Below are 22,453 nucleotides of genomic sequence, written 5' to 3'. Positions count from 1 at the left end.
GCAAACGAACGGTCGGTATCAAAGGCGCCGTATTCAGAACAGCTCGAACTGACGCCTGACCGGGGCAAAGGAGCGGCGATGCTCGGTGAGCGGACCATGGCGCTCCAGCGCCGCGAGGTGCTCGGGGGTCGAATAGCCCTTGTGACGTGCAAAACCGTACTCGGGATAGCGTTCGTGCAGCGCCACCATCTGGGCATCACGCGTGACCTTGGCCAGGATCGATGCTGCACCGATCGCCGGATGGCGAGCATCGCCTTTGATGACCGCCTGCCCGGGGACATGATGCCCGGGCAGGCAGTTGCCGTCCACCAGCAGATACTCGGCGGCAATCTCCAGTGCGTCGATAGCGCGCCGCATGGCCAGATGGGTGGCGTGGTAGATATTGATTTCGTCGATCTCGGCGGCAGACGCCTCGGCAATGGCATAGGCCAACGCACATTCACGTATCTGCCCCGCCAGTTCCTGGCGGCGCTTTTCACTCAATGCCTTGGAATCGCCCAGGCCATCGATCGGACACTGGGGATCGAGTATCACCGCCGCAGCGACCACTGACCCCGCCAGCGGCCCGCGACCGACTTCATCGACCCCAGCGAGACAAGGCCCCTGATACTGAATGACCAAGGGGGGAAAGGGTTCGCAAACGCTCATTCACTCGACTCCACACTCACGCTTGCCGGTAACGGCTTGCCCTGGACCAATGCCTCGATGGTCTCGGCCGATCGTGCGCTGGCGCCACGCTGCAGGTCGGCATGCATAGCGGCGAAACGCGCCTCGAGGGCGTGTCGACCTTCGACATCATCAAATAAAGACAGTACCTGCGCCACGACGGCCTCGACGCTCGCCGCCTCCTGGATGAGCTCGGGCACCAGGGACTCGCGGGCGATCAGGTTGGGTAACGAGATCCACTCCGTCTTGACCAGGTGTCTGGCCAGCCAGTGGGTCATGGGCGCCATTCGATACGCGACCAGCATCGGTCGATGGCAAAGCATCGCCTCGAGCGCCGCCGTCCCCGAGGTCAGCATCACCACGTCACTGGCCACCATGGCCTCCCGGGAGCGGCCCGCTATCAGCGCTACGTGCCCATCCAGGTCGGGGTAATCCGCCAACAAGGCAGCAAGCTCTGTCTGGCGCTGTTCGGTGGCCGCCGGAATGACAACCTGCAGGTTCGGCATGGCACGACAAAGGCGTTGAGCCGACTCGAGGAACGTCGGGCCCATGTAGCGTATCTCGTTGCCTCGCGAACCGGGCAATACGGCCAGCACCGGACGATCCACGGCCAGGCCGAGCTCGCTACGCGCCGCTTGTCGATCGGTTTCCAGGGGCAGGTCATCGGCCAGTGGATGCCCGACAAAGGCCACGGGTACGTCATGCCGCTGGTAGAACGCCGCCTCGAAGGGCAGGAAGGTGAGCATGGCGTCCACCGAGCGGGCGATGCCCTTTACACGCCCCTGCCGCCAGGCCCAGACCGAGGGGCTGACATAGTGTGCCGTGGTGATGCCGGCAGCCCGTAACTGGCGTTCGAGCCCCAGATTGAAGTCGGGCGCATCGATACCCAGCATGATGTCCGGCTGCCAGGCCAAGGCGTCGCGGCGAAGCTCGCGACGTACGCGCATCAGCCCCGGGAGGTGCTTGAGCACCTCGACCAGGCCCATGACGGACAGTGTCTCGAGGGGATAACGACTGGTCATGCCTTCGGCGATCATCCGCGGCCCACCGATCCCACGCACTTCGATCTCGCCGAAGCGTTCCTTCAAGGCCCGCAGCAGGCTGGCCCCCAGGATATCCCCCGACAGCTCGCCGGCCACGAGGTAAATCTTGAGACGGCGCGAGTGGTTCAACGCTGATCCCCTTGGCATGACCTGGATTGGGCGCCCTGGATTGGCTTACCTGGTGATGACTAACGAACGATGCCGCGCGAGGCAACCCGTATCGAGTCCACGAATGTTCGCGTCTCGGGTAACTGGTAGCGCGACTCGATGGTTTCCAGCGCCTGGGCAACGGTCAGGCCGCGTCGATAGACCAGCTTGTAGGCATCCTGCAGTGCCCGTATTGCCTCGTCATCGAAGCCGCGCCGCTTGAGCCCCACGACGTTCAAGCCATGCGGCTGGGCAGGATTGCCATTGATCATCACATAGGCTGGGGTGTCCTTGGTGATGATCGACCCCCCCCCGGCCATGGCATGCGTGCCGAAGTGACAGAACTGATGCACCGCGGCCAGGCCACCCAGGATGGCAAAGTCGCCCAGTGTGACATGCCCTGCCAGGGTGACCTGGTTGGCGAGGATACAATCACTTCCGATCACACAGTCGTGACCGACATGAGCATAGGCCATGAACAGGTTGCGGCTACCGATGGTCGTTTCGTAGCGATCCTGGGCCGTTCCCCGGTGCAGGGTCGCCCCTTCACGAATCACGTTGTCGTCGCCCATGACCAGCCGTGTCGGCTCACCGGCGTATTTCTTGTCCTGGCAGTCCTCGCCCACCGAGGCGAACTGGAAGATACGCGTGCGCTCGCCGAGGCGAGTCGGCCCCTTGATCACGACATGCGGACCAATGCGGCTACCGGCACCGATCTCCACATCCGGCCCGATGACACTGAAGGGACCGACCTCGACGTCCTCGGCCAGGCTAGCCTCGGGATCTACGATGGCAGTGGGATGTATCAAGCGACCTTCCTCTCGGCACAGATGATGTCGGCCTCACAGGCCAGTTCACCCTCGACGGTGGCACGGCAGGCGAACTTCCAGATGCCCCGCTTGCCACGTATGACCTTGGCCTCCAGTAGCAGCCTGTCGCCCGGCATGACCGGCCGCTTGAAGCGGGCGTTGTCACTGCCAACAAGGTAATAGACATAGCCATCGGCGGGAAGCTTGTTGACGGTCTTGAAGCCCAGAATCCCACAAGCCTGGGCCATTGCCTCGATGATCAACACGCCCGGCATGATCGGGTGGTGGGGAAAATGACCGTTGAAAAATGGCTCATTGATGCTGACATTCTTGTACGCGACGATGGACTCGCCCACCGTAAGTTCCTGCACCCGATCGATCAGCAGAAAAGGATAGCGGTGGGGCAGATACTCACGAATCTCGTTGATGTCCATTACCATCGATGCGACCTCTGAAAATACAAAAAGCTCATCCCTAGGGATGAGCGCGCTGGGCGGGCCAGGGATTATAGCGCCCTACTCGCGCGACTCAACGGCTGCGTTGTTCTTTCTCGAGACGCGCAAGCCGCTTGGCGATATCGTCGAGCTGCTTGAAACGCACCGCATTCTTGCGCCACTGGGCATTGTTCATGGCACCGGTCCCGGATGAGTAGACGCCGGGCTCGTGAATCGAATTGGTCACGAGACTCATGCCCGTGACCTGCACCCCGTCACAGAGGGTCAGATGGCCCGAGAGGCCGACGCCGCCACCCAGCATGCAGTGCCGACCCACCTTGGTCGAGCCGGCGATGCCCACGCAACCGGCCAGCGCGCTGTGATCGCCAATTTGCACGTTATGGGCGATCTGTACCTGGCTGTCGATTTTCACGTCGTCTCCGATGAGCGTGTCACCGAGTGCACCACGATCGATGCTGGAGCAGCTGCCGACCTCGACATCGTCGCCCAGGACAACACCGCCGAGTTGGGCGATCTTGTGCCAGCGGCTGCCATCATGGGCGAACCCGAAACCATCGGCGCCAATGACGCACCCACTGTGGAGAATGGCCCGCTTGCCGATCATCACCCCATGGTACACCGTGACATTGGCGTGCAGGCGAGAGTCGTCACCGATTTGTGTGTCGGCGCCGACCACACATCCCGCACCAACGATGACCCTATCCCCCAACCGCGCTCCCGCTTCGATCACCGCGTTCGGGCCAATCTGCACGTCCTGGCCAAGACTGGCGGTGTCGCTGACCGAGGCGGACGCATCGATTCCCGGCTCATCGCGTGCCGCGAGGGGATCGAACAACCCGGAGACCAGTGCGTACCCCAGGTAGGGATTGTCCAGGGTCAGGCTGGCGGTAGGGCACGCGTCGGCATGGCTTGGGTGTAGCAGCACGGCGGCCGCCCGGGTATCGGTGAGATAGCGCAGATAGGCCCGATTGGCGAGAAAGGCGATATCCTCGGGGCCGGCGTCGCTGAGGGTCGCCAAGCCGGTCACTCGACGTGAGCCATCGCCCACCAACGTCGCTCCCAGGCGCTGGGCAATTTCATCCAAGGTATAGGCGGCGTTGTGGGCGTAGCTCATGGTATGTCACTGATCCGGTAGTCGTAGGGTTCGCCGGCGCGATTGGCTGGATAGATGGCTAAGCGACGATTCAGTTGAGTGAGTTGAGGATCTGCGTGACCTCACTGGTGAGATCGAGGCCATCCTCGACATGAATCACCGCCTCACGATCGATCAGCACCTTGACGTCGTGACGATTGATGACCTGCTCCACGGCTTGCTGAAGCTTGGGGTCGGCCTGTTCGAGAAACTGCTGCTCGGCCTGGCGCTGGGCCTGGGCGATCGAGCCGCGCAATTGCTGGAACTCAGCCCCCTTCTGCTGCAACTCCTGCTGGGCTTGCTGGCGCTCATTGTCGGACATGACTGCGCCATCCTGTTGCAGGCGTTGCTGCAACTGTTGTAATTCCTGGCCCAACGACTGCGCTTGCTGGCGCTGGCCGCTGATCTGGTTTTCCAACTGGTTCATCGAACGCTGGGCGGCATCGGTCGACAACAGGGCCTCACGCCAATCGAGTACCGCCACGTCCGCCGCCTGGGCAGGCAAGGCGAGCATCCCCAGCAGGCCGGCACACAGCACTCCGGTCAATTTACGCATACGCTTGCTCTCCTCGTGTCAATTTCGGTGCAGGAATCAGAACGTCTGACCCAGCGAGAACTGGAAGACCTGAGTATCATCGCCCTCCTTGTCATTGAGCGGCTCAGCGACGCTGAACGTCAATGGCCCCACCGGCGTCAGCCATGAGAGGCCGATACCTGCACTGTAGCGCAGCTCACCCAGATCGACGCCGGATTCGCAGCTGGATTCACGGCCGGCCTCGACCTCGTAGCAATCGGTCAGGTAGGTATTGCCGGCATCAACGAAGAATCCGGCCTGCAACGAGCGCTGATCCTCGATGAACGGCAGCGGAAACAACAACTCTGCCGAGCCCTCGACCAGCACGTTACCGCCCAGGGTACGATCACTGCCGCCCCCGCGAGGAGTCGTGTCCGGCCCCAGGGTGTTGCCGGTGAAACCACGTACCGAGCCAAGACCGCCGGAGAAGAAATTCTCGTAGAACGGGTAGGGATCGTTGCCGATGCTATCGGCATACCCCAACGTCGAGCCGAACTTCAGCGACCAGCTATCGTTGATGGGGAAGAATTGCTGGGCCCGCATACGTAACTTGTAATACTGGGCATCGCTTCCGGGTGCGGCGGTCTCGAGTGACACCCGCTGATAGTTGCCCGCCGTCGGCATCATCCCGCGGTTGAGGTTATTTCGCGTCCAACTGGCGGTCAGCTTGAGGCTTTGGGCGTTGGTCCCCTGCTCATCGACATACTGCACGATCTCGGAGGCCGTATCGTTATAGGTATGGACCGTGAGGTCCTCGAGGCTGGCGCCAAAATTCAGCCGTGCCAATTCATTGATCGGGTAGCCGAAGTTGATACCGGCCCCGTAGGCATCGGTGGAGTAGGTCGAAATATCGGAATCTTCGTAGTCGGTCTCGCGATAGAACAGGTTATAGCCGCGTGACACGCCATCCAGCGTCCAGTACGGATCAGTGAAACCGAAATTCAGGCTAGTGAAGGTATTACTGCGCTGGGCACCGACATTGACTCGGTTACCCGTACCCAGGAAATTATTCTGGGACAGGGCGGCCCCATAGATCACACCCGCACTCTGGGAAAAGCCGACGCTGGCAGAGATCGACCCCGAAGGCTGCTCCTCGACATTGTAGGTGACGTCGAGTTGATCGGGTTCGCCTGCCACGGGTTGTGTTTCGACGTCGACCTGCCGGAAAAAGCCCAGGCGCTCGAGACGCTGACGGGACTGACTGATCTGTTGGGTCGAGGCCGGCGCCCCTTCCATCTGAATCATTTCGCGGCGCAGCACTTCATCTTCCGTTGTGGTATTACCGATGAAGTTGATACGCCGGACATAAGCACGCCGACCGGGATCGACGACGAAGGTCACATCGACGCTGTCGCCACTCACTTCGGGCACGCCATCGACACTGGCGAACGCAAAGCCCTCGGCACCCAACCTCGAGCGCAGGGCTTCCGCAGAGGCGGTCACGTCGCTGCGGGAGAATATCTCGCCCGGCTCGGCCTGGACCAGACCGCGCGCTTCGGATTCGGCGATGGGTAGCTCGCCAGCGAAACGGATGTTGCCAAGCCGGTACTGGTTGCCCTCGTCGACGTTGACGGTAACGAAGATCTCCGACTTGTCGGGGCTGATCGAGACCTGGGTCGAACTGATGGTGAAGTTGACGTAACCACGATCGAGGTAATACGAGCGCAGGCGCTCCAGATCGCCGGAGAGCCGTTCACGCGAATATTCGTCATCGGAGAACCAGCCGAACAGCCAGCCGGGGCGATCCTGGAGTTCGAAGACGTTGCGCAGGGTCTCGTCATCGAAAGCCTGATTGCCTACGATATTAATCTGGCGAATCTTGGCGACGGAGCCTTCATTGATGTCGATAGCGACGCGAACCCGGCTTTCGTCGATCTCCTCGACATCGGTATTGATGCGGGCGCTGTAGCGTCCCTGCCCCTGGTAGACCCCCTCGAGTTCACGCTGGATCTCCTCGAGTGTCGACAGCTGCAGGACCTGCCCCTCGGCAAGCCCTGCCTCACGCAGCCCTCGACGAAGGTCCTCTTCGGAAATTTGCGAATTGCCGCTGATGCTGACGTCGGTAATGAAAGGGCGCTCATCGACCTGAATGATCAGCACGTCACCATCGCGGGCCAGCTGCACGTCGTCGAACAATCCGGTGCGGAACAGGGCCCGGGCGGCCTCGGCCAGTTCCCGGTCGTCGACACTCTCGTTGGCGTTGATAGGGAAGGCATTGAATACGGAAGCGGCAGAAACGCGTTGCAGCCCCTCCACGCGAATGTCGGAAACGTTGAACGTCTCTGCCAGCGCCAGCTGGGCTTGAGCGCCGGTAAGCATCAGCGCCGCCAATCCGATGGTCTTGAGTTTCATGCAGTCGATTCGCTCGAGTTGAGTCTGCCCGCGGTTACGCATCCCCGCGCATCAAACAGGCACCTTATACATTAGGGTGGGTAACTGACAAGGCCGCTCGCGTCAGCCTCGCTGGGTCCACCCCACCGTCAGCACCGAACGGCCCCGTCCCGCACCGCTCACAGCCGCATCAGATCAAAGTACAACGCCATCACCATCAACCCGCCGACCAGTGCCAGGCCGACACGCAGGCCCATGGCCTGGGCCCGCTCGGAAAGCGGCCGGCCGCGTACCACCTCGAACAGGTAATAGACCAGATGTCCTCCATCCAGCACAGGGATGGGGAGCAGGTTGAGGATGCCAAGACTGATCGAGAGATACGCCAGAAAACTGACGAAACTTTCAAGGCCCGTGCGCGCCGAATCCCCCGCCACGCGGGCGATGGTAATCGGGCCCGACAAATTGGACGGCGAAATCAGGCCAACCGCCATCTTGCGTATGGCATCCAGGGTCAGCACCGACATCTCGCCGGTACGCGCCAACGATTGGCCGACCGCCGCTAGCGGTCCGTAACGGATCTCCCGGCGATACTCATCGGGCCATTCGACCGATTCTGCACCGGCGCCGATGTAACCGATCGCCCGGCCCTCCTCGATTTCGTTGCGCTGAGGCGTCAAGCGGATATCCTGCCGCTCGCCATTTCGTGCCACGGTCAGCGTCAGGGCCTCGCCCGGATTGGCGCGGACTCGCTCCACGAAGGCCATCCAGTCGGCAATCGGCTCACCGTCGACGGCAATGATTTCGTCCCCAGGCTGTAGCCCCGCCTCGGCCGCGGGTTCGCCTTCGACGACCTGGCCCAGCACGGCCGGGAACTCGGGGCGCCAGGGGGTTACGCCCAAGCTGGGCAATGGCTGTGGAGGGTCCTGGCGGGCCAGCCAGTTGTCGACGGGTAAGCGATACTCCCGCGCTTCGCTGGCACCGTCCCCACGCGCCTGGATGCGTAACTCGTCGGCGCCGATCGCGGATATCAGCTTGAGATTGACCTCATCCCAGGAACGAACCGCCTCGTCCTGCACCGCCACGATTTCCTGGCCCGTCTGCAAGCCGCCCTGCTCGGCCGGCGACCCGGGCGCGACATCGCCCACCACGGGAGCCACGGTGGTGGTCCCCACCACGAACAGCAGCCAATAGGCGACGATGGCCAGCAGGAAGTTGGCCAGCGGTCCGGCCACTACGATGGCGATGCGCTGCCAGACGCTCTTGCGATTGAAGGCTCGATGGTGCTCGGCCGGGTCGACCGGTCCCTCACGCTCGTCGAGCATCTTGACGTAGCCGCCCAGGGGAATCGCCGCCACGGCAAACTCCGTCCCGTGGCGATCCACGCGTGACCACAAGGGCTTGCCGAATCCCACCGAGAAACGCAGCACCTTGACGCCACATCGGCGAGCCACCCAGAAGTGGCCGAATTCGTGAAACGTGATCAGGAGGCCCAGGACCACGATCACGGCAAGAATATTCTGGATAACGCCCATGACGACCTCTCCTAGCAATAGCGTTCCAGAAAGCGTTCGGCACGCGTGCGCGCCTGACGATCTTCCTGAAGGATGACCTCGAGTTCCGAGGCTGTCTGGACGGGCGTCGAGTCAAGCACCCCTTCCACCAACTCCGCGATGCCCTTGAAACCCAGGCGACCGTTCAGGAAGGCCTCGACAGCCACCTCGTTCGCGGCATTGAGTACGGCCGGGGCGGTGCCGCCAGACTGCATGGCCTGGCGCGCGAGGCGTAGACACGGGAATGCAGTCTCGTCGGGGGACTGGAAATCCAGCCGGGCGACCTGGAACAGGTCCAGCGCCTCGACACCTGCTGCAATACGCTCCGGCCAGGCCAGCCCATAGGCGATCGGCGTGCGCATATCGGGATTGCCCAACTGGGCGATCACCGAGCCATCGTCGTAGGCGACCATGGAGTGGATCACCGATTGCGGATGCACCACCACCTGAATCTGTTCGGGGCGCGCATCGAATAGCCAGCAGGCTTCGATCAGTTCGAGCCCCTTGTTCATCAGGCTGGCACTATCGACCGAAATCTTGCGCCCCATCGACCAGTTGGGATGGGCGCAAGCCTGTTCGGGGGTCACATGGGTCAGGGCGTCGGACGACCAGCCGAGAAACGGGCCGCCGGATGCCGTCAGCAACAGCTGGCGCACCCCCACGCGGGCCAATCCACCCCTATGCTCGGTCGGAAGACACTGGTAGATGGCATTGTGCTCGGAATCGATCGGCAACAGGACGGCGCCATGACGCTGCACAGCATCCATGAACAGCGCCCCGGACATCACCAGCGCTTCCTTGTTGGCCAGAAGCACCCGCTTTCCCGCCTGCACTGCGGCCAAGGTCGGCAACAGGCCCGCCGCACCGACGATGGCAGCCATCACGACATCCACTTCGCTGGCCTCGGCGACCTCGACCAGGGCGGTGTCGCCTGCCCTGACTTCCGTATCGAGTCCTGCGGCATGCAACTCGTCACGCAGCCACTGAGCATCCATCTCGTGTGCCAATACCGCCAGGCGAGGGCGATGAGCCAGACACTGGTCGCGAAGGGCCTCACGCCGGGAACAGGCGGTCAGGGCATGGATGCGATAACGATCAGGATGACGTGCCAGTACGTCGAGGGTGCTTGTACCGATCGAGCCCGTGGCACCCAGTACGGTCACCGACTGCGGCCTCACCCGAGCGTCGCTCGAGTCATCGAGAGGGTCATGCATATCAGAGTACCAGCCATAGCAAGGCAAACAGGGGAACCGCGGCGGTGAGACTATCGATACGGTCTAGCACACCACCGTGCCCAGGCAACAGCGCACTGGAGTCCTTGATGCCACGGGTGCGCTTGAGCATGCTCTCGAACAGATCGCCCAATACCGATACCAGCGACACCGCCCAGGTAATGATGACCAGGACCAGTGTCTCACCAACACCCAATGACAGCCATACGGCGAATATCAACGCCAACAAGGTGGTCGCCGCCATCCCGCCCAATACGCCTTCCCAGGATTTCGCGGGGCTCACGTGCACAGCCAGCTTGCGCTTGCCAAAGCGTCGTCCGGCGAAGTAGGCCCCGGTATCGGCACACCACACCAGCAGCAACAGGAACAGCAGCCAGACAGCGCCACTCTCGCGAAGCACGATGAAACCGACCCAACAGGGCAGCAGCACCCATACCCCCATGGCCAGGCGTCGTGCGGAGGTCGCCCACTGCGCCTGATGCTCGGGATAGGCCACGACCCAGTAGAGATTGAGGGCCCACCCCACGGCAGCGACCCACAGCGGCCAGGCTGAATGAACCTGACCGGTGTACCAGAGCAATGCCATTGCCACAGCCATGCCCAGCACACCGGCGATACGCAGCTTCGAGTTGGCGTAGCCGGCCAGGTTGACCCACTCCCAGGCACCGATCAGCACGATGGCCCCGGTAAACAGGGCAAACGCACCGCCGGTCAGGCCGAACAAGCCCGCCAGCACCAGCGGGGCGAGAATCACTGCGGTAATGACACGCTGCTTAAGCACCCTGCGCCTCGATCTGCTCGTGGGTCATGCCGAAGCGACGCTGACGTCGAGTGAAATCATCGATCGCCAGATCGAACGCCTCGCCGTCGAAATCCGGCCACAGTAGTGGCGAGAAATGGAACTCGGCATAGGCCAGTTGCCAAAGCAGAAAATTGGAGATTCTCTGCTCTCCACTGGTCCGGATACACAGATCGACCGGCGGCTGGTCGGCCAGTGCCATTTCCTGGCCCATCATTGCCTCGTCGATGTCTTCGGCATGCAACTCGCCATTTTCGACACGCGACGCCAATCGCCGTGCGGCCTGGGCAATGTCCCATCGGCCGCCATAATTGGCCGCCACCACCAGATGCATCCCGCGGTTGTCTCGTGTAAGCCGCTCGGCGCGGTCGATGTACTGCTGGATCGAGGTGGAAAACCCATCCCGTGCACCGATGATCGACAAGCGGATGTCGTGCTCGTGAAGCTTCTTCACCTCGCGCTTGAGCGCCATCAGGAAAAGCTCCATCAAGGCGTTGACCTCGGCCACGGGACGCTTCCAGTTTTCACTGGAAAAGGCGAACAGGGTCAACGTCTCGACCCCGCGCTCGGCGGCACGGCGAATCACGGCCCGTACCGCCTCGACGCCGGCATGGTGACCACGCACGCCAGACATGCCCCGGGAGCGGGCCCAGCGATTGTTGCCGTCCATGATGATCGCCACATGGCGTGGCGGCCCACAGTGGTCTGTCTCGCACTGCCGGGACTTGGGGGACTGCGGTAACGTCATTGAGCCTCACAAGAAGAAGGAGTGACCATCCTCCTCTTCACACCTGCATCAGGTCGTGTTCCTTGGCTTCCAGCTGCTTGTCGATATCGGCGATGTGCTTGTCGGTCAGCTTCTGGATATCGTCCACCGCACGATGCTCTTCGTCCTCGGAAATTTCCTTGTCCTTGAGCAGCGCCTTGAGATCGTTATTGGCGTCACGCCGTACACTGCGTATCGCCACTCGGGCATTCTCGGCCTCGCCACGCGCCTGCTTGATATAGCCCTTGCGCGTCTCCTCGGTGAGCATCGGCATCGGTACGCGAATGACGTCGCCCGCCGTCGAGGGATTGAGCCCCAGGTCCGAGGTCATGATCGCCTTCTCGACCTTGGGTACCATGCTCTTTTCCCAGGGCACCACCGCGAGGGTGCGTGCATCCTCGACATTGACATTGGCCACTTGGTTGATGGGCATGGCAGCGCCGTAGTAATCGACCATCACCGAATCGAGAATGCTGGGATGCGCCCGTCCGGTACGAATCTTGTTGAAGTTGGCATGCAGGGCATCAAGGCTCTTCTTCATGCGCGCTTCGGCGTCTTTCTTGATCTCGTTGATCACGTTTCTACCCTCTATCTATCAGCGTGCCTTCCTTGCCGCCCACGACCAGATTCAGCAGGGCACCGGGCTTGTTCATGTCGAACACACGCACCGGCATGTCATGGTCACGCACCAGGCAGATGGCGGTCAAATCCATGACGCCAAGTTTCTGGTCGAGGACCTCGTCGTAGGTCAGGCGTTCATACTTCACGGCATCGGGAAACTTCACCGGATCCTTGTCGTAGACGCCATCGACCTTGGTGGCCTTGATGACGACATCGGCATCGATCTCGATGCCCCGCAGGCAGGCCGCGGAGTCGGTGGTGAAGAAGGGATTGCCGGTGCCGGCGGAGAACAATACCACGTCTCCCGAGGTCAGGTAGCGTATCCCGGTGCGACGATCGTAATGCTCCACGACCCCGCTCATGGGAATGGCCGACATCACGCGTGAACGAATGTTCGAGCGCTCCAGCGCATCACGCATCGCCAGGGCATTCATGACCGTGGCCAGCATGCCCATGTGATCGCCGGTCACCCGGTCCATGCCCGCCTCATTGAGCGCGGCACCGCGGAACAGGTTCCCGCCGCCGACCACGATACCTACCTGGACACCGATGCCGACCAGCTGTCCGATCTCGAGCGCCATGCGATCGAGGACCTTGGGGTCGATACCGAAGTCATGCTCACCCATCAAGGCTTCGCCGGACAGCTTGAGCAGGATGCGCTTGTACTTCGACTTTGCACCGCGCTCGACCTTGCCGGTACGCGGCTCGACGGCACCTGGCTGATCGGAAGATGAAGGCATGGCAAGTCTCCTTTGGACACGTCGGCGAAATTGGGGGGCTGGATACGCGAAGGCGTGCGCTCACGCGCACGCCAACACGGACCTGGAAGCTAGGACCTCAGCTACGGCGAGCCTGTTCCATCACTTCCTTGGCAAAGTCGACCTCTTCCTTCTCGATGCCTTCGCCCACTTCGAAGCGGGTGAAACCGATCACTTCACCGCCGGCCGCCTTGACGTACTCGGCGACGCTCTGGTTCGGATCCTTGACGAAGGGCTGCTCGGTCAGGCTGTTCTCGGCCAGGTACTTCTTCAGGCGACCCTGGACCATCTTCTCGGCGATCTCGGTCGGCTTGCCGGCCATGTCCGGCTGAGCCAGGATAATCGCCTTCTCCTTGTCCAGCTGCTCCTGAGGCATGTTCTCGGGACGCGCCACCGCGGGGTTGATGGCCGCGACGTGCATGGCGACATCGCGAGCCGCCTCGTCAGTACCGCCCTTGAGCACGGTGAGCACACCGATGCGACCGCCATGGACATATTCACCGACGCGGTTGCCCTCACCGGCTTCGATCACCACCGCACGACGCGCGGTGATGTTCTCGCCGATCTTCTGGACCAGCTGACCACGGGCGTCTTCCAGCTCACCTTCCATGATGGCGGCGATGTCGTCGGACTTAGAACTGAAGGCCTTGGCCAACACTTTCTCGGCGAAGGCAGTGAAGTTTTCGTCACGAGCGACGAAGTCGGTCTCGGAGTTGACTTCGAGCATGACCCCGTAGCTGCCGTCTTCCGCAACACGGGTCACGACAGCACCCTCTGCAGCGGTACGACCGGCTTTCTTGGCGGCCTTGAGGCCCGAGTTCTTGCGCAGATCCTCGATCGCCTTCTCGATATCGCCGTCGGCTTCGGTGAGCGCCTTCTTGCACTCCATCATGCCCAGGCCGGTACGTTCGCGCAGTTCCTTGACCTGAGACGCGCTAATAGCTGCCATATTGATAACCTCTAGGTTGAGTCGGTATTCGGGAGAACGTATCCCGCCACCGATGACCTTGGCGGCGGGAAAGGGGGCCGTAGCCCCCTTCGATCAATCCTGTCATCGCGATGCCACGGAACCGGCGGCGATGCTCAGGATAGACGTCGCGACATCACTCGGCGACTTCGTTCTCGCTGGTCTCGGAGACCTCGACGAACTCGTCGGGACGCCCTTCCTTCGCCTTGGCGCAGGCATCGGCGATAGCCTGGACGTAAATCTGGATGGCGCGGATGGAGTCGTCGTTACCGGGGATGACGTAGTCGACGCCGTCCGGATTGGAGTTGGTATCAACGACACCGATGACCGGAATGCCCAGCTTGTTGGCTTCATTGATCGCGATGCGCTCGTGGTCGACGTCGATCACGAACAGCGCGTCCGGCAGGCCGCCCATTTCCTTGATACCGCCCACGGAGCGCTCGAGCTTGTCCTGCTCGCGGGTCGCCATCAGGACTTCCTTCTTGGTCAGCTTCTCGAAGGTGCCGTCTTCGTGCATGGCTTCGAGTTCGCGCAGACGCTTGATGGAAACGCGGATGGTCTTGTAGTTGGTGAGCATGCCGCCGAGCCAGCGGTGGTTCACGAAGGGCATGCCAACACGGTTGGCTTCTTCGCGAATGATCTTGCTCGCGCTACGCTTGGTACCGACGAACATGATCTTGTTGTTGCTGGCCGCCATTCTCTCGACCACGCCGATCGCCTCGTTCAAGGCCGGCAGGGTGTGCTCGAGGTTGATGATGTGAATCTTGTTGCGTGCTCCGAAGATGTACTTGCTCATCTTCGGGTTCCAGTACTTGGTCTGGTGACCGAAGTGGGCGCCTGCCTTGAGCAGGTCACGCATATTGACTTGTGCCATGGGATGACTCCTGAAAAATCGGGTTAGGCCTCCACATACCCCATGGATCCGACTATCGGCGCGCCGACAGCACCCGGGACCATGTGACGGTACATGTGTGTTTTCAAGGCGTTCTGGTTACGCATCTTGCCTGGTATCACCGACCACCGCTCAGTCGCTTACGGGGTCAGGTCAACGATTGCAGGAAAGCGCGCGGCTTTATACCATAGATCAATGCCAAGATGAAGTCGCCCGCCCTTCTCAGCGTCGCGGCCGGCACTCACTCCCAGCCTTCGAGACTCCATGAACGTACCCATCAAGACGTCCGACGAAATCGAAAAGATGCGCGAAGCGGGCCGCCAGGCCGCAAGCGTGTTCGAAATGCTCGCCCCCCATGTCCAGGCCGGTGTCAGCACGGGCAAGCTCGACCGCCTGTGCCACGATTATATCGTGCACGAGCTGGGCTCCACGCCGGCGCCGCTCAATTATCATGGCTTCCCCAAGTCGATCTGCACCTCACTCAATCATGTGGTCTGCCACGGCATTCCCGACGAGGGCAAGAAGCTCAAGAATGGCGACATCATGAATGTCGACATTACCGTCAAGACTGCCGATGGCTACCATGGCGACTCGAGCATGATGTTCGTCATCGGCGAAAGCATCCAGGGCGAGCGCCTCTCCCGGGTCACGCAGGAGTGCCTCTACAAGAGCATCGCACTGGTCAAGCCGGGCGTGCGCCTTTCCGAGCTGGCGCGCGCGATCCAGCGTCACGCCGAGGCCAACGGCTACTCGGTGGTTCGCGATTTCTGCGGCCATGGCATCGGCGCCGGATTCCATGAGGATCCGCAGTTCCTGCATTACGATGGCTATGCTCCCGAAGCGGACATCGCCCTGGCCGAGGGCATGTGCTTCACCATCGAGCCGATGATCAACGTCGGCGGCTACCGTACCAAGGTCCTTCGCGATGGCTGGACCGCGGTAACCAAGGACAAGAGCCTGTCGGCCCAATGGGAGCACACCTTGCTGGTGACTGCCGATGGCGTCGAAGTCCTCACCGCCCGCGGTGACGAAGACCTGTCCTTCCTGCGCAGCTGACCATGCTGCTGCATCACTATCGCTTCGAACCCGACACGAGCCTGCTGGACACCGAGGCCTTGCGTGCCGACCTGGAAGGCAAGCGTTCGCCCATTGCCCCCTTCAAGGAGGCGCTACGGGCCGTCCAGGCGCGCCTGGATGAGCGCTTTGCGGCCGGCGCCGACATCCGCGACCTGATTCATGGCCGCGCCTGGTGCCTCGACCGCCTGCTCGAGGTCGCCTGGTCGCGCCATGCCTGGCCCGATGACGGCATCGCCCTGCTCGCGGTGGGCGGTTATGGGCGCGGCGAGCTGCACCCGCATTCGGATGTCGACCTGCTGCTGCTGCTCGAGCATGACGACGATACGGCCTACCGCGAGCCCTTGACCGAGTTCATCACCTTTCTATGGGACATCGGGCTCGAGATCGGTCATAGCGTGCGCTCGCTGAACGACTGCGAGCGCGAGGCCAAGGCCGATATCACAGTGATCACCAACCTGCTCGAGTCGCGCACCCTGGCCGGCCCGGCACGGCTGCGCGACGCCATGCAGGAACGCCTGTCCACACAGCGATTGTGGCCGGCGGATCGCTTCTTCGAAGCCAAGTGGCAGGAGCAGATCACACGGCACTACCGCTACAACAACTCCGAGTATCATCTTGAGCCCAATATCAAGAGCTCCCCGGGCGGCCTGCGCGATATCCAGATGATCGGCTGGGTGGCCAAGCGCCATTTCGGCACCCTGCGCTACGAGGATCTGGTCGACAGCGGCTTCATGAACGATGCGGAGCTGCGCATCCTCAGTCAGGGGCAGGCCTTCCTGTGGCAGGTTCGCTATGCGCTGCACATGCTGACCGGCCGTGCCGAGGATCGCCTGCTGTTCGACCATCAGCGCACCATTGCCGAACGCTTCGGCTATCGAGACACGCCGGAGCGACTGGCCGTCGAACAGTTCATGAAGCGCTACTACCGGCATGTCACGGCCCTCGCCGGACTCAACGACATGCTGCTGCAGCATTTTGACGAGGTCATCCTGCGCGGCAGCGAGGAACTCGAGACCAAGCCGCTCAATGCGCGATTCGAGATCAAGGGCGGCTACATCCAGGCCCGCCACCCCCGGGTCTTCCACCGCCGTCCGGCAGCGCTACTGGAACTGTTCCTGCTGATGGCGCAGCACCCGGAGATCGAGGGCGTGCGAGCCTCGACCATTCGCCTGATTCGCGATAACCGTCACCGCATCGACGACCTTTTCCGTGAGGATGTGCGCCATCAAAGTCTGTTCATGGAGCTGCTGCGTTGCGGCGGAAACGTCCCCCGACAGCTTAGACGCATGAACCGCTACGGCGTGCTGGGCAAGTACCTGCCCGAATTCGGCCAGGCGGTCGGCTTGATGCAGCACGACCTGTTTCACATCTATACGGTGGATGCCCACACCCTGCGCCTGTTGAAGTTCGTGCAGCGCTTTCGTGAGCCGGAGGGCCGTGATTGCTTCCCCGTGGCCGCGGTACTGGTTCACCAGCTACCCAAGCTCGAACTGCTGTGGATCGCCGGGCTCTATCACGACATTGGCAAGGGACGCGGCGGCAACCACTCGATTCTCGGCGCCCGCGATGTCGAGGCGTTCTGCGAGCGCCACGGACTGCCGCCCCACGACTCCCGACTGGTAAGCTGGCTCGTCGAGCACCACCTGCTGATGTCGAAAACCGCTCAGAAGCGCGACATCTCCGACCCGGACGTGATTCGCGAGTTTGCCATGGAAGTGCGCGACGAAGTCCACCTGGATTATCTCTACGTGCTGACCGTGGCCGATATCAACGCCACCAACCCCTCCCTGTGGAATGGCTGGCGCGCCTCGCTGCTGCGCCAGCTGCATGCCGAGACCAAGCGCGTTCTGCGTCGCGGGCTGGAAAATCCGCTGGACCGCGACGACTGGGTACGCGAGACCCGCGACGAAGCGCGTTCGCTGCTCGCCTCGGTGGGCGCCGACCTGGCGCGGGTGGATCAGCTGTGGGAATCGCTGGGGGAAGAGTATTTCCTGCAGTACGCCCCCAGTGAGGTGGCCTGGCAGACCCAGGGCATTCTGGCCCATCACAGCGCCGACTTGCCGTTGATTCTGATCAGCGCGCCGACCGAGGACATGTCCGAAGGCGGCACCAAGGTCTTCATCCACACCCGCTCGGTCGACGATCTGTTCGCCGCCACTGCTGCGGCCATGGAGCAGTTGGGGCTATCGATTCACGACGCGCGCATTGCCACTTCGAGCAACGACTGGACACTGAATACCTTCATCGTACTCGACGAGGAGGATCAGCCGATTCGCGATCCGCACCGGCTCGACGAGATTCGCCGCCATCTGGTTGAAGAACTCGACGACCCCGAGGACTATCCGCAAATCGTGATTCGTCACACGCCTCGCCAGTTGAAGCACTTCAAGGTCCCCACCCAAGTGGTGATCGAGCAGGATCCGGCCAACGAGCGCACCATGCTGGAACTGGTCGCCCCGGACCGCCCGGGCCTGCTGGCCCGCGTCGGGCGCATCTTCATGGAGCAGGATATCGCCCTGTCGACGGCCAAGATCGCCACGCTTGGCGAGCGGGTGGAAGACGTGTTCTTCATCACCGACAAGACCGGCCAGCCACTGACCGACCCCGAGCGCCAGGCCAGGTTGCGCGAGCGCCTGGTCGAGGTGCTCAGCGTCTAGCCTTCGATGAACCGCCCCGGGTTTGAGACACCGGGGCGGCTTCCTTATAATCGCCAGCCTAGCCACGACTCAGGCAGGCCGCCCGCGGCGCCGACTCAAATGACAAGCGCCTCGCGAGGCGCCGCCAGGACACCCATGAATCCCGATCTCGATGCCTTGAAGCCGTATCCCTTCGAGAAGCTCGCCACGCTAAAGGCGAACATCACGCCGCCCGCGTCGCTTTCGCATATTCCCCTGACCATCGGCGAGCCCCAGCATGCGCCCTTCGCTGCGGCCCTCGAGACCCTGCAGGTCTACCAGCACGAGATGGCCCGCTATCCGGCCACGGCCGGGCTACCCGAGCTGCGCGAGTCGATCGCGCGCTGGATGACACGGCGCTTCGCCCTTGATGGTCTGGACGCCGAGCGCCAGGTCCTGCCGGTCAACGGCACCCGTGAAGCGATCTTCGCGTTCGTCCAGGCGGCGCTCGACCGGACGCGGCCGGCGCGGGTCGCGGTGCCCAACCCCTTCTATCAGATCTACGAAGGAGCCACGTTGTTGGCCGGCGGCCAGCCGCTCTATCTCGACTGCCGTGCCGAGAGCGGATTTCGCCCTACCCTCGACGCGGTCAGCGCCGAGACATGGCGCGATGTGCAGATCGTCTTTGTCTGCTCTCCCGGCAACCCCACCGGTGCAGTCACGCCTATCGAGGAGTTCGTTCGCTTGATCGAGCTGGCCGATGAGCATGATTTCATCGTGGCCTCGGATGAGTGTTATTCCGAGTTGTATCTCGACGAGAACGCCCCGCCCCCCGGGCTGCTCGAGGCGTGCGCCCTGCTCGGACGCCACGATTACCGGCGCTGCGTGGTGTTCCATTCATTGTCCAAGCGCTCCAACCTGCCGGGCCTGCGCTCGGGGTTCGTCGCAGGGGATGCGGACCTGATCGCCCCGTTCAAGCGCTACCGCACCTATCATGGCTGCGCCATGTCCCTGCCGATCCAACGTGCCTCGATCACTGCCTGGGGTGACGAGACGCACGTTCGTGCCAATCGCGATGCCTATCGGGAGAAGTTCGCCGCGGTCACCGACATTCTCGCCCCGGTGATGGATTTTCCCACCCCTGAGGCGAGCTTCTACCTATGGCCGGCGGTGCCCGAGGGCGACGACGAGGCATTCACCCGCGACCTGTTTGCCGAGGCGCATGTCAGCGTGCTCCCGGGTCGCTACATGTCACGGGCGTCGAGCCAAGGAGACGATCCTGGCGCCGGGCGCATCCGCCTGGCGCTGGTCGCCGAGCTGGAGTCCACGCTCGAAGGCGCACGCCGCATTCGCCGCTTCATCGAAGGTCACTGAGGATTCGTCATGATTACCCTGTATGGGATCAAGGCTTGCGACACCTGCCGCAAGGCGCGCAAGGCACTCGACGCCAAGGGAGTCGACTACCGATTCCACGACCTTCGCGATGATGGCCTCGATGCCGAGCGGCTCGGTGCATGGCTCGCTCGGCTGCCGCTCGGTACGCTGCTCAACCGCCGCAGCACTACCTGGCGTCAACTCGACGATGCTGAGAAAGAGGATATCGATACGGCCCGGGCCCATGCGCTGATGCTCGCCCATCCGACGCTGATCAAGCGCCCGCTGCTGGATACGGGTAACGACCTGCGGGTCGGCTACCGCAACGGCGACTTTGACGATTTGACGCCCTAGCCCCCACCATTACTAGAGGACACCCCCCATGCTGAGCTTCGCACTTGGAATCGGCACCCAGAACACCCAGGGCGATTGGCTGGAGATCTATTATCCGGCGCCCCTCTGGGCACCGGATGCCAGTCTGGTCGAGGCCGCGAAGCGTGCCGTCGACGCCCCGGAAGGCAACGCTGCGGTGAGTTTTCTGCCCGAGCATTGTCCAGCGCTGGCCCAGGCCCTACGCGAGGCAGGCCATGGCGACCAGGCCGAGCTCGCCGAAGCCTTCGCCGAGAGTCAGCGTCCGCTGGTTGCCATGTTCCTGACCGAGGATCTTCCGCCGCAGAGCGCCCCCGAGGTCTACCTCAAGCTGCACCTGCTGTCGCATCGCCTGGTGCAGCCCCATGGTCTCGACCTGACCGGCATGTTCGGCCTGCTGCGCAACGTGGCCTGGAGCAACGAAGGCGCGATCGATGTCGAGGAGCTTCCGGCTCGCCGACTCAAGGCACGCCTCGAGGGTCGCACCCTGTCGGTGGATTGTGTCGACAAGTTCCCCAAGATGACCGATTACGTGGTGCCCACCGGCGTCCGCATTGCCGACACCGCCCGGGTCCGCCTGGGGGCCCATCTCGGCGAAGGCACGACCGTGATGCATGAAGGCTTCGTCAATTTCAATGCCGGCACCCAGGGTCCGGGCATGATCGAAGGCCGTATCTCAGCCGGTGTCATGGTCGGCAAGGGATCCGACCTTGGCGGTGGCTGCTCGACCATGGGCACCCTATCGGGTGGCGGCAATATCGTGATCAAGGTGGGCGAAGGTTGCCTGATCGGGGCGAATGCCGGCATCGGCATCCCGCTGGGCGATCGCTGTACCGTGGAAGCCGGGCTGTATATTACCGCTGGCGCCAAGGTCGCCCTGCTCGACGACCAGGGCCAGGAAGTCAGGATCGTGGCGGCCCGCGAGCTGGCCGGGCAGAACGACCTGCTGCTGCGCCGCAATTCCCAGAGCGGTCGCATCGAGTGCCTGACCAACAAGAGCGCCATCGCCCTCAACGACGCCCTGCACGCCAACCAGTAAGCGTGCGCCGCCGCTCCTTATGAGCGGCGGCCCTTTCGCTCCGCCACCTTCAGGATTCCGCATGTCCAACGCCGACACCGCTAGCGCGCTCTCCCCGACCCTCGCCCTGGCCTTCGATCTGATTCGTCGCCCCTCGGTCACGCCGGACGACGAAGGGTGCCAGACCGTGATGATCGAGCGTCTCGAGCGCCTCGGCTTCCAGATCGAACGGTTGCCATTCGGCGATGTCGTGAACTTCTGGGCCGTGCATGGACACCATGGCCCGGTACTGGCCTTTGCCGGCCACACCGATGTCGTGCCCAGCGGACCGCATACCAACTGGGCAACGCCGCCCTTCGAGCCGAGCATCGATGACGAAGGCATGCTGTGCGGGCGTGGCGCCGCCGACATGAAGGGCAGCCTGGCCGCCATGGTCACGGCTGTGGAGCGCTTCGTCACACGCTATCCCGACCACGCCGGTAGAATAGCCTTCCTGATCACTTCCGACGAAGAAGGGCCGGCAGTCGATGGCACCCGCGCGGTGGTGGAGCATCTTCGTGAGCGACACGAGCGCCTCGACTACTGCATCGTTGGCGAACCTTCCTCCACCCGGGAACTCGCCGATGTGATCAAGAATGGGCGTCGCGGGTCGCTGGGTGGCGTACTGCATGTCAAAGGGATACAGGGGCATGTCGCCTACCCTCACCTGGCGCGCAATCCCATCCATGACGTGGCCCCGGCTCTGGATGCCCTGGTGCGCGAACATTGGGACGACGGCAATGCCTTCTTCCCCGCGACCAGCTTCCAGATATCCAACCTGCGCTCAGGCACGGGCGCGACCAATGTCATCCCCGGCGAACTGGAGGCGGTGTTCAATTTCCGCTACTCCACTGAAGTCACCCATGAGCAGTTACGCCAGCGTACCGAAGCCATTCTCGATGCCCACGGCCTGGATTACCGGCTCGACTGGACCCTCAATGGCGAACCCTTCCTGACCGCCGAAGGGGAGCTGGTGGACGCCACCTTGGCGGGTGTGGAGGAAATTGCAGGGCGTCGCCCCGAGCTTTCCACCTCGGGCGGTACCTCGGACGGTCGTTTTATCGCCACGCTGGGCAGCCAGGTGGTCGAATTGGGGCCGCTCAATGATACCATTCACAAGGTCAACGAACGGGTCTGCGCCAGCCATCTGGATACCCTGAGCGAGATCTACGAAGCCATTCTCAAGCGCCTATTTGCCTGAGAGGTTCGTCCCCGGTTC

21 protein-coding genes are annotated in these 22,453 nt (G+C 62.5%); 6 read left to right on the top strand and 15 right to left on the bottom strand.

The genetic code is table 11. From position 1 onward, the window contains the following. Positions 1–33: 33 nt before the first annotated feature. From rnhB to rpsB, 15 genes are all read right to left on the bottom strand, one after another. Positions 34–648 (bottom strand): ribonuclease HII, encoded by a 615-nt coding sequence (gene rnhB / locus JH15_RS08225; RefSeq protein WP_043529317.1) that lies wholly within the window; start codon positions 646–648, stop codon positions 34–36. Then, the gene (gene lpxB, locus JH15_RS08220; RefSeq protein ID WP_231566405.1) at positions 645–1,838 is read right to left on the bottom strand and encodes a lipid-A-disaccharide synthase; all 1,194 of its coding nucleotides are present in this window, start codon (positions 1,836–1,838) and stop codon (positions 645–647) included. The genes rnhB and lpxB overlap by 4 nt, the downstream gene beginning before the upstream one ends. A 59-nt stretch (positions 1,839–1,897) precedes the next feature. Further along, positions 1,898–2,665: an acyl-ACP--UDP-N-acetylglucosamine O-acyltransferase gene (gene lpxA, locus JH15_RS08215; protein WP_043529315.1), complete on the bottom strand. Its 768-nt coding sequence runs from the start codon at positions 2,663–2,665 to the stop codon at positions 1,898–1,900. Continuing rightward, positions 2,662–3,105, bottom strand: a complete 444-nt coding sequence (gene fabZ / locus JH15_RS08210) for a 3-hydroxyacyl-ACP dehydratase FabZ (RefSeq protein WP_043529313.1) — start codon at positions 3,103–3,105, stop codon at positions 2,662–2,664. The genes lpxA and fabZ overlap by 4 nt, the downstream gene beginning before the upstream one ends. Positions 3,106–3,193: 88 nt before the next feature. Beyond that, the gene (gene lpxD / locus JH15_RS08205; protein ID WP_043529312.1) at positions 3,194–4,234 is read right to left on the bottom strand and encodes a UDP-3-O-(3-hydroxymyristoyl)glucosamine N-acyltransferase; all 1,041 of its coding nucleotides are present in this window, start codon (positions 4,232–4,234) and stop codon (positions 3,194–3,196) included. A gap of 70 nt (positions 4,235–4,304) precedes the next feature. After that, entirely contained in the window at positions 4,305–4,808 is a 504-nt protein-coding gene (locus tag JH15_RS08200; protein ID WP_043529311.1) for an OmpH/Skp family outer membrane protein, read from the bottom strand. A gap of 36 nt (positions 4,809–4,844) precedes the next feature. Next, complete coding sequence (gene bamA / locus JH15_RS08195; RefSeq protein WP_231566404.1) at positions 4,845–7,178, bottom strand: outer membrane protein assembly factor BamA; 2,334 nt, start codon at positions 7,176–7,178, stop codon at positions 4,845–4,847. Between the two features lie 158 nt (positions 7,179–7,336). Continuing rightward, entirely contained in the window at positions 7,337–8,689 is a 1,353-nt protein-coding gene (rseP, locus tag JH15_RS08190) for a sigma E protease regulator RseP (RefSeq protein ID WP_043529310.1), read from the bottom strand. Positions 8,690–8,700: 11 nt separating this feature from the next. Then, entirely contained in the window at positions 8,701–9,921 is a 1,221-nt protein-coding gene (gene ispC, locus JH15_RS08185; RefSeq protein ID WP_052383976.1) for a 1-deoxy-D-xylulose-5-phosphate reductoisomerase, read from the bottom strand. 1 nt (position 9,922) lies between these two features. Further along, on the bottom strand, positions 9,923–10,720 hold the full coding sequence (locus tag JH15_RS08180) for a phosphatidate cytidylyltransferase (protein WP_043529309.1): 798 nt from the start codon (positions 10,718–10,720) through the stop codon (positions 9,923–9,925). Then, entirely contained in the window at positions 10,713–11,486 is a 774-nt protein-coding gene (uppS, locus tag JH15_RS08175) for a polyprenyl diphosphate synthase (RefSeq protein WP_043529307.1), read from the bottom strand. The genes JH15_RS08180 and uppS overlap by 8 nt, the downstream gene beginning before the upstream one ends. 37 nt (positions 11,487–11,523) lie before the next feature. After that, entirely contained in the window at positions 11,524–12,081 is a 558-nt protein-coding gene (frr, locus tag JH15_RS08170) for a ribosome recycling factor (protein ID WP_043529305.1), read from the bottom strand. A gap of 4 nt (positions 12,082–12,085) precedes the next feature. Beyond that, positions 12,086–12,865, bottom strand: a complete 780-nt coding sequence (gene pyrH, locus JH15_RS08165) for a UMP kinase (protein WP_043529303.1) — start codon at positions 12,863–12,865, stop codon at positions 12,086–12,088. Between the two features lie 97 nt (positions 12,866–12,962). Next, complete coding sequence (tsf, locus tag JH15_RS08160; protein ID WP_043529302.1) at positions 12,963–13,832, bottom strand: translation elongation factor Ts; 870 nt, start codon at positions 13,830–13,832, stop codon at positions 12,963–12,965. 154 nt (positions 13,833–13,986) lie between these two features. Beyond that, on the bottom strand, positions 13,987–14,724 hold the full coding sequence (rpsB, locus tag JH15_RS08155) for a 30S ribosomal protein S2 (protein ID WP_043529300.1): 738 nt from the start codon (positions 14,722–14,724) through the stop codon (positions 13,987–13,989). Positions 14,725–15,006: 282 nt separating this feature from the next. On the opposite strand from rpsB, the gene map reads away from it, so the two are divergent. The 6 genes from map to dapE all read left to right on the top strand — a co-directional run bounded on the left by map (position 15,007) and on the right by dapE (position 22,435). Further along, positions 15,007–15,798 (top strand): type I methionyl aminopeptidase, encoded by a 792-nt coding sequence (gene map, locus JH15_RS08150; protein WP_043529298.1) that lies wholly within the window; start codon positions 15,007–15,009, stop codon positions 15,796–15,798. 2 nt (positions 15,799–15,800) lie between these two features. Further along, on the top strand, positions 15,801–18,476 hold the full coding sequence (locus tag JH15_RS08145; RefSeq protein WP_043529296.1) for a [protein-PII] uridylyltransferase: 2,676 nt from the start codon (positions 15,801–15,803) through the stop codon (positions 18,474–18,476). 135 nt (positions 18,477–18,611) lie between these two features. Then, positions 18,612–19,808 (top strand): succinyldiaminopimelate transaminase, encoded by a 1,197-nt coding sequence (gene dapC, locus JH15_RS08140; RefSeq protein ID WP_043529294.1) that lies wholly within the window; start codon positions 18,612–18,614, stop codon positions 19,806–19,808. 9 nt (positions 19,809–19,817) lie between these two features. Further along, positions 19,818–20,162, top strand: a complete 345-nt coding sequence (locus JH15_RS08135; RefSeq protein WP_043529292.1) for an arsenate reductase — start codon at positions 19,818–19,820, stop codon at positions 20,160–20,162. 28 nt (positions 20,163–20,190) lie between these two features. Then, a complete protein-coding gene (gene dapD / locus JH15_RS08130) occupies positions 20,191–21,216 on the top strand; it encodes a 2,3,4,5-tetrahydropyridine-2,6-dicarboxylate N-succinyltransferase (protein WP_043529290.1) in 1,026 nt (341 codons plus the stop codon). Positions 21,217–21,277: 61 nt separating this feature from the next. After that, positions 21,278–22,435: a succinyl-diaminopimelate desuccinylase gene (gene dapE / locus JH15_RS08125; protein ID WP_043529287.1), complete on the top strand. Its 1,158-nt coding sequence runs from the start codon at positions 21,278–21,280 to the stop codon at positions 22,433–22,435. Positions 22,436–22,453: the final 18 nt, after the last annotated feature.

The organism is Litchfieldella xinjiangensis (assembly GCF_000759345.1).
Lineage (GTDB): Bacteria > Pseudomonadota > Gammaproteobacteria > Pseudomonadales > Halomonadaceae > Litchfieldella_A > Litchfieldella_A xinjiangensis.
This window is presented reverse-complemented; position numbering and strand designations above follow the sequence as displayed.

Coding starts and splice junctions, on each gene's coding strand:
- ispC (WP_052383976.1), bottom strand. CDS start 9,921: ATGCATGACCCTCTCGATGACTCGAGCGACGCTCGGGTGAGGCCGCAG.
- uppS (WP_043529307.1), bottom strand. CDS start 11,486: ATGACGTTACCGCAGTCCCCCAAGTCCCGGCAGTGCGAGACAGACCAC.
- dapC (WP_043529294.1), top strand. CDS start 18,612: ATGAATCCCGATCTCGATGCCTTGAAGCCGTATCCCTTCGAGAAGCTC.
- rnhB (WP_043529317.1), bottom strand. CDS start 648: ATGAGCGTTTGCGAACCCTTTCCCCCCTTGGTCATTCAGTATCAGGGG.
- JH15_RS08145 (WP_043529296.1), top strand. CDS start 15,801: ATGCTGCTGCATCACTATCGCTTCGAACCCGACACGAGCCTGCTGGAC.
- pyrH (WP_043529303.1), bottom strand. CDS start 12,865: ATGCCTTCATCTTCCGATCAGCCAGGTGCCGTCGAGCCGCGTACCGGC.
- lpxD (WP_043529312.1), bottom strand. CDS start 4,234: ATGAGCTACGCCCACAACGCCGCCTATACCTTGGATGAAATTGCCCAG.
- rpsB (WP_043529300.1), bottom strand. CDS start 14,724: ATGGCACAAGTCAATATGCGTGACCTGCTCAAGGCAGGCGCCCACTTC.
- fabZ (WP_043529313.1), bottom strand. CDS start 3,105: ATGGTAATGGACATCAACGAGATTCGTGAGTATCTGCCCCACCGCTAT.
- rseP (WP_043529310.1), bottom strand. CDS start 8,689: ATGGGCGTTATCCAGAATATTCTTGCCGTGATCGTGGTCCTGGGCCTC.
- bamA (WP_231566404.1), bottom strand. CDS start 7,178: ATGAAACTCAAGACCATCGGATTGGCGGCGCTGATGCTTACCGGCGCT.
- JH15_RS08200 (WP_043529311.1), bottom strand. CDS start 4,808: ATGCGTAAATTGACCGGAGTGCTGTGTGCCGGCCTGCTGGGGATGCTC.
- dapE (WP_043529287.1), top strand. CDS start 21,278: ATGTCCAACGCCGACACCGCTAGCGCGCTCTCCCCGACCCTCGCCCTG.
- JH15_RS08135 (WP_043529292.1), top strand. CDS start 19,818: ATGATTACCCTGTATGGGATCAAGGCTTGCGACACCTGCCGCAAGGCG.
- tsf (WP_043529302.1), bottom strand. CDS start 13,832: ATGGCAGCTATTAGCGCGTCTCAGGTCAAGGAACTGCGCGAACGTACC.
- dapD (WP_043529290.1), top strand. CDS start 20,191: ATGCTGAGCTTCGCACTTGGAATCGGCACCCAGAACACCCAGGGCGAT.
- map (WP_043529298.1), top strand. CDS start 15,007: ATGAACGTACCCATCAAGACGTCCGACGAAATCGAAAAGATGCGCGAA.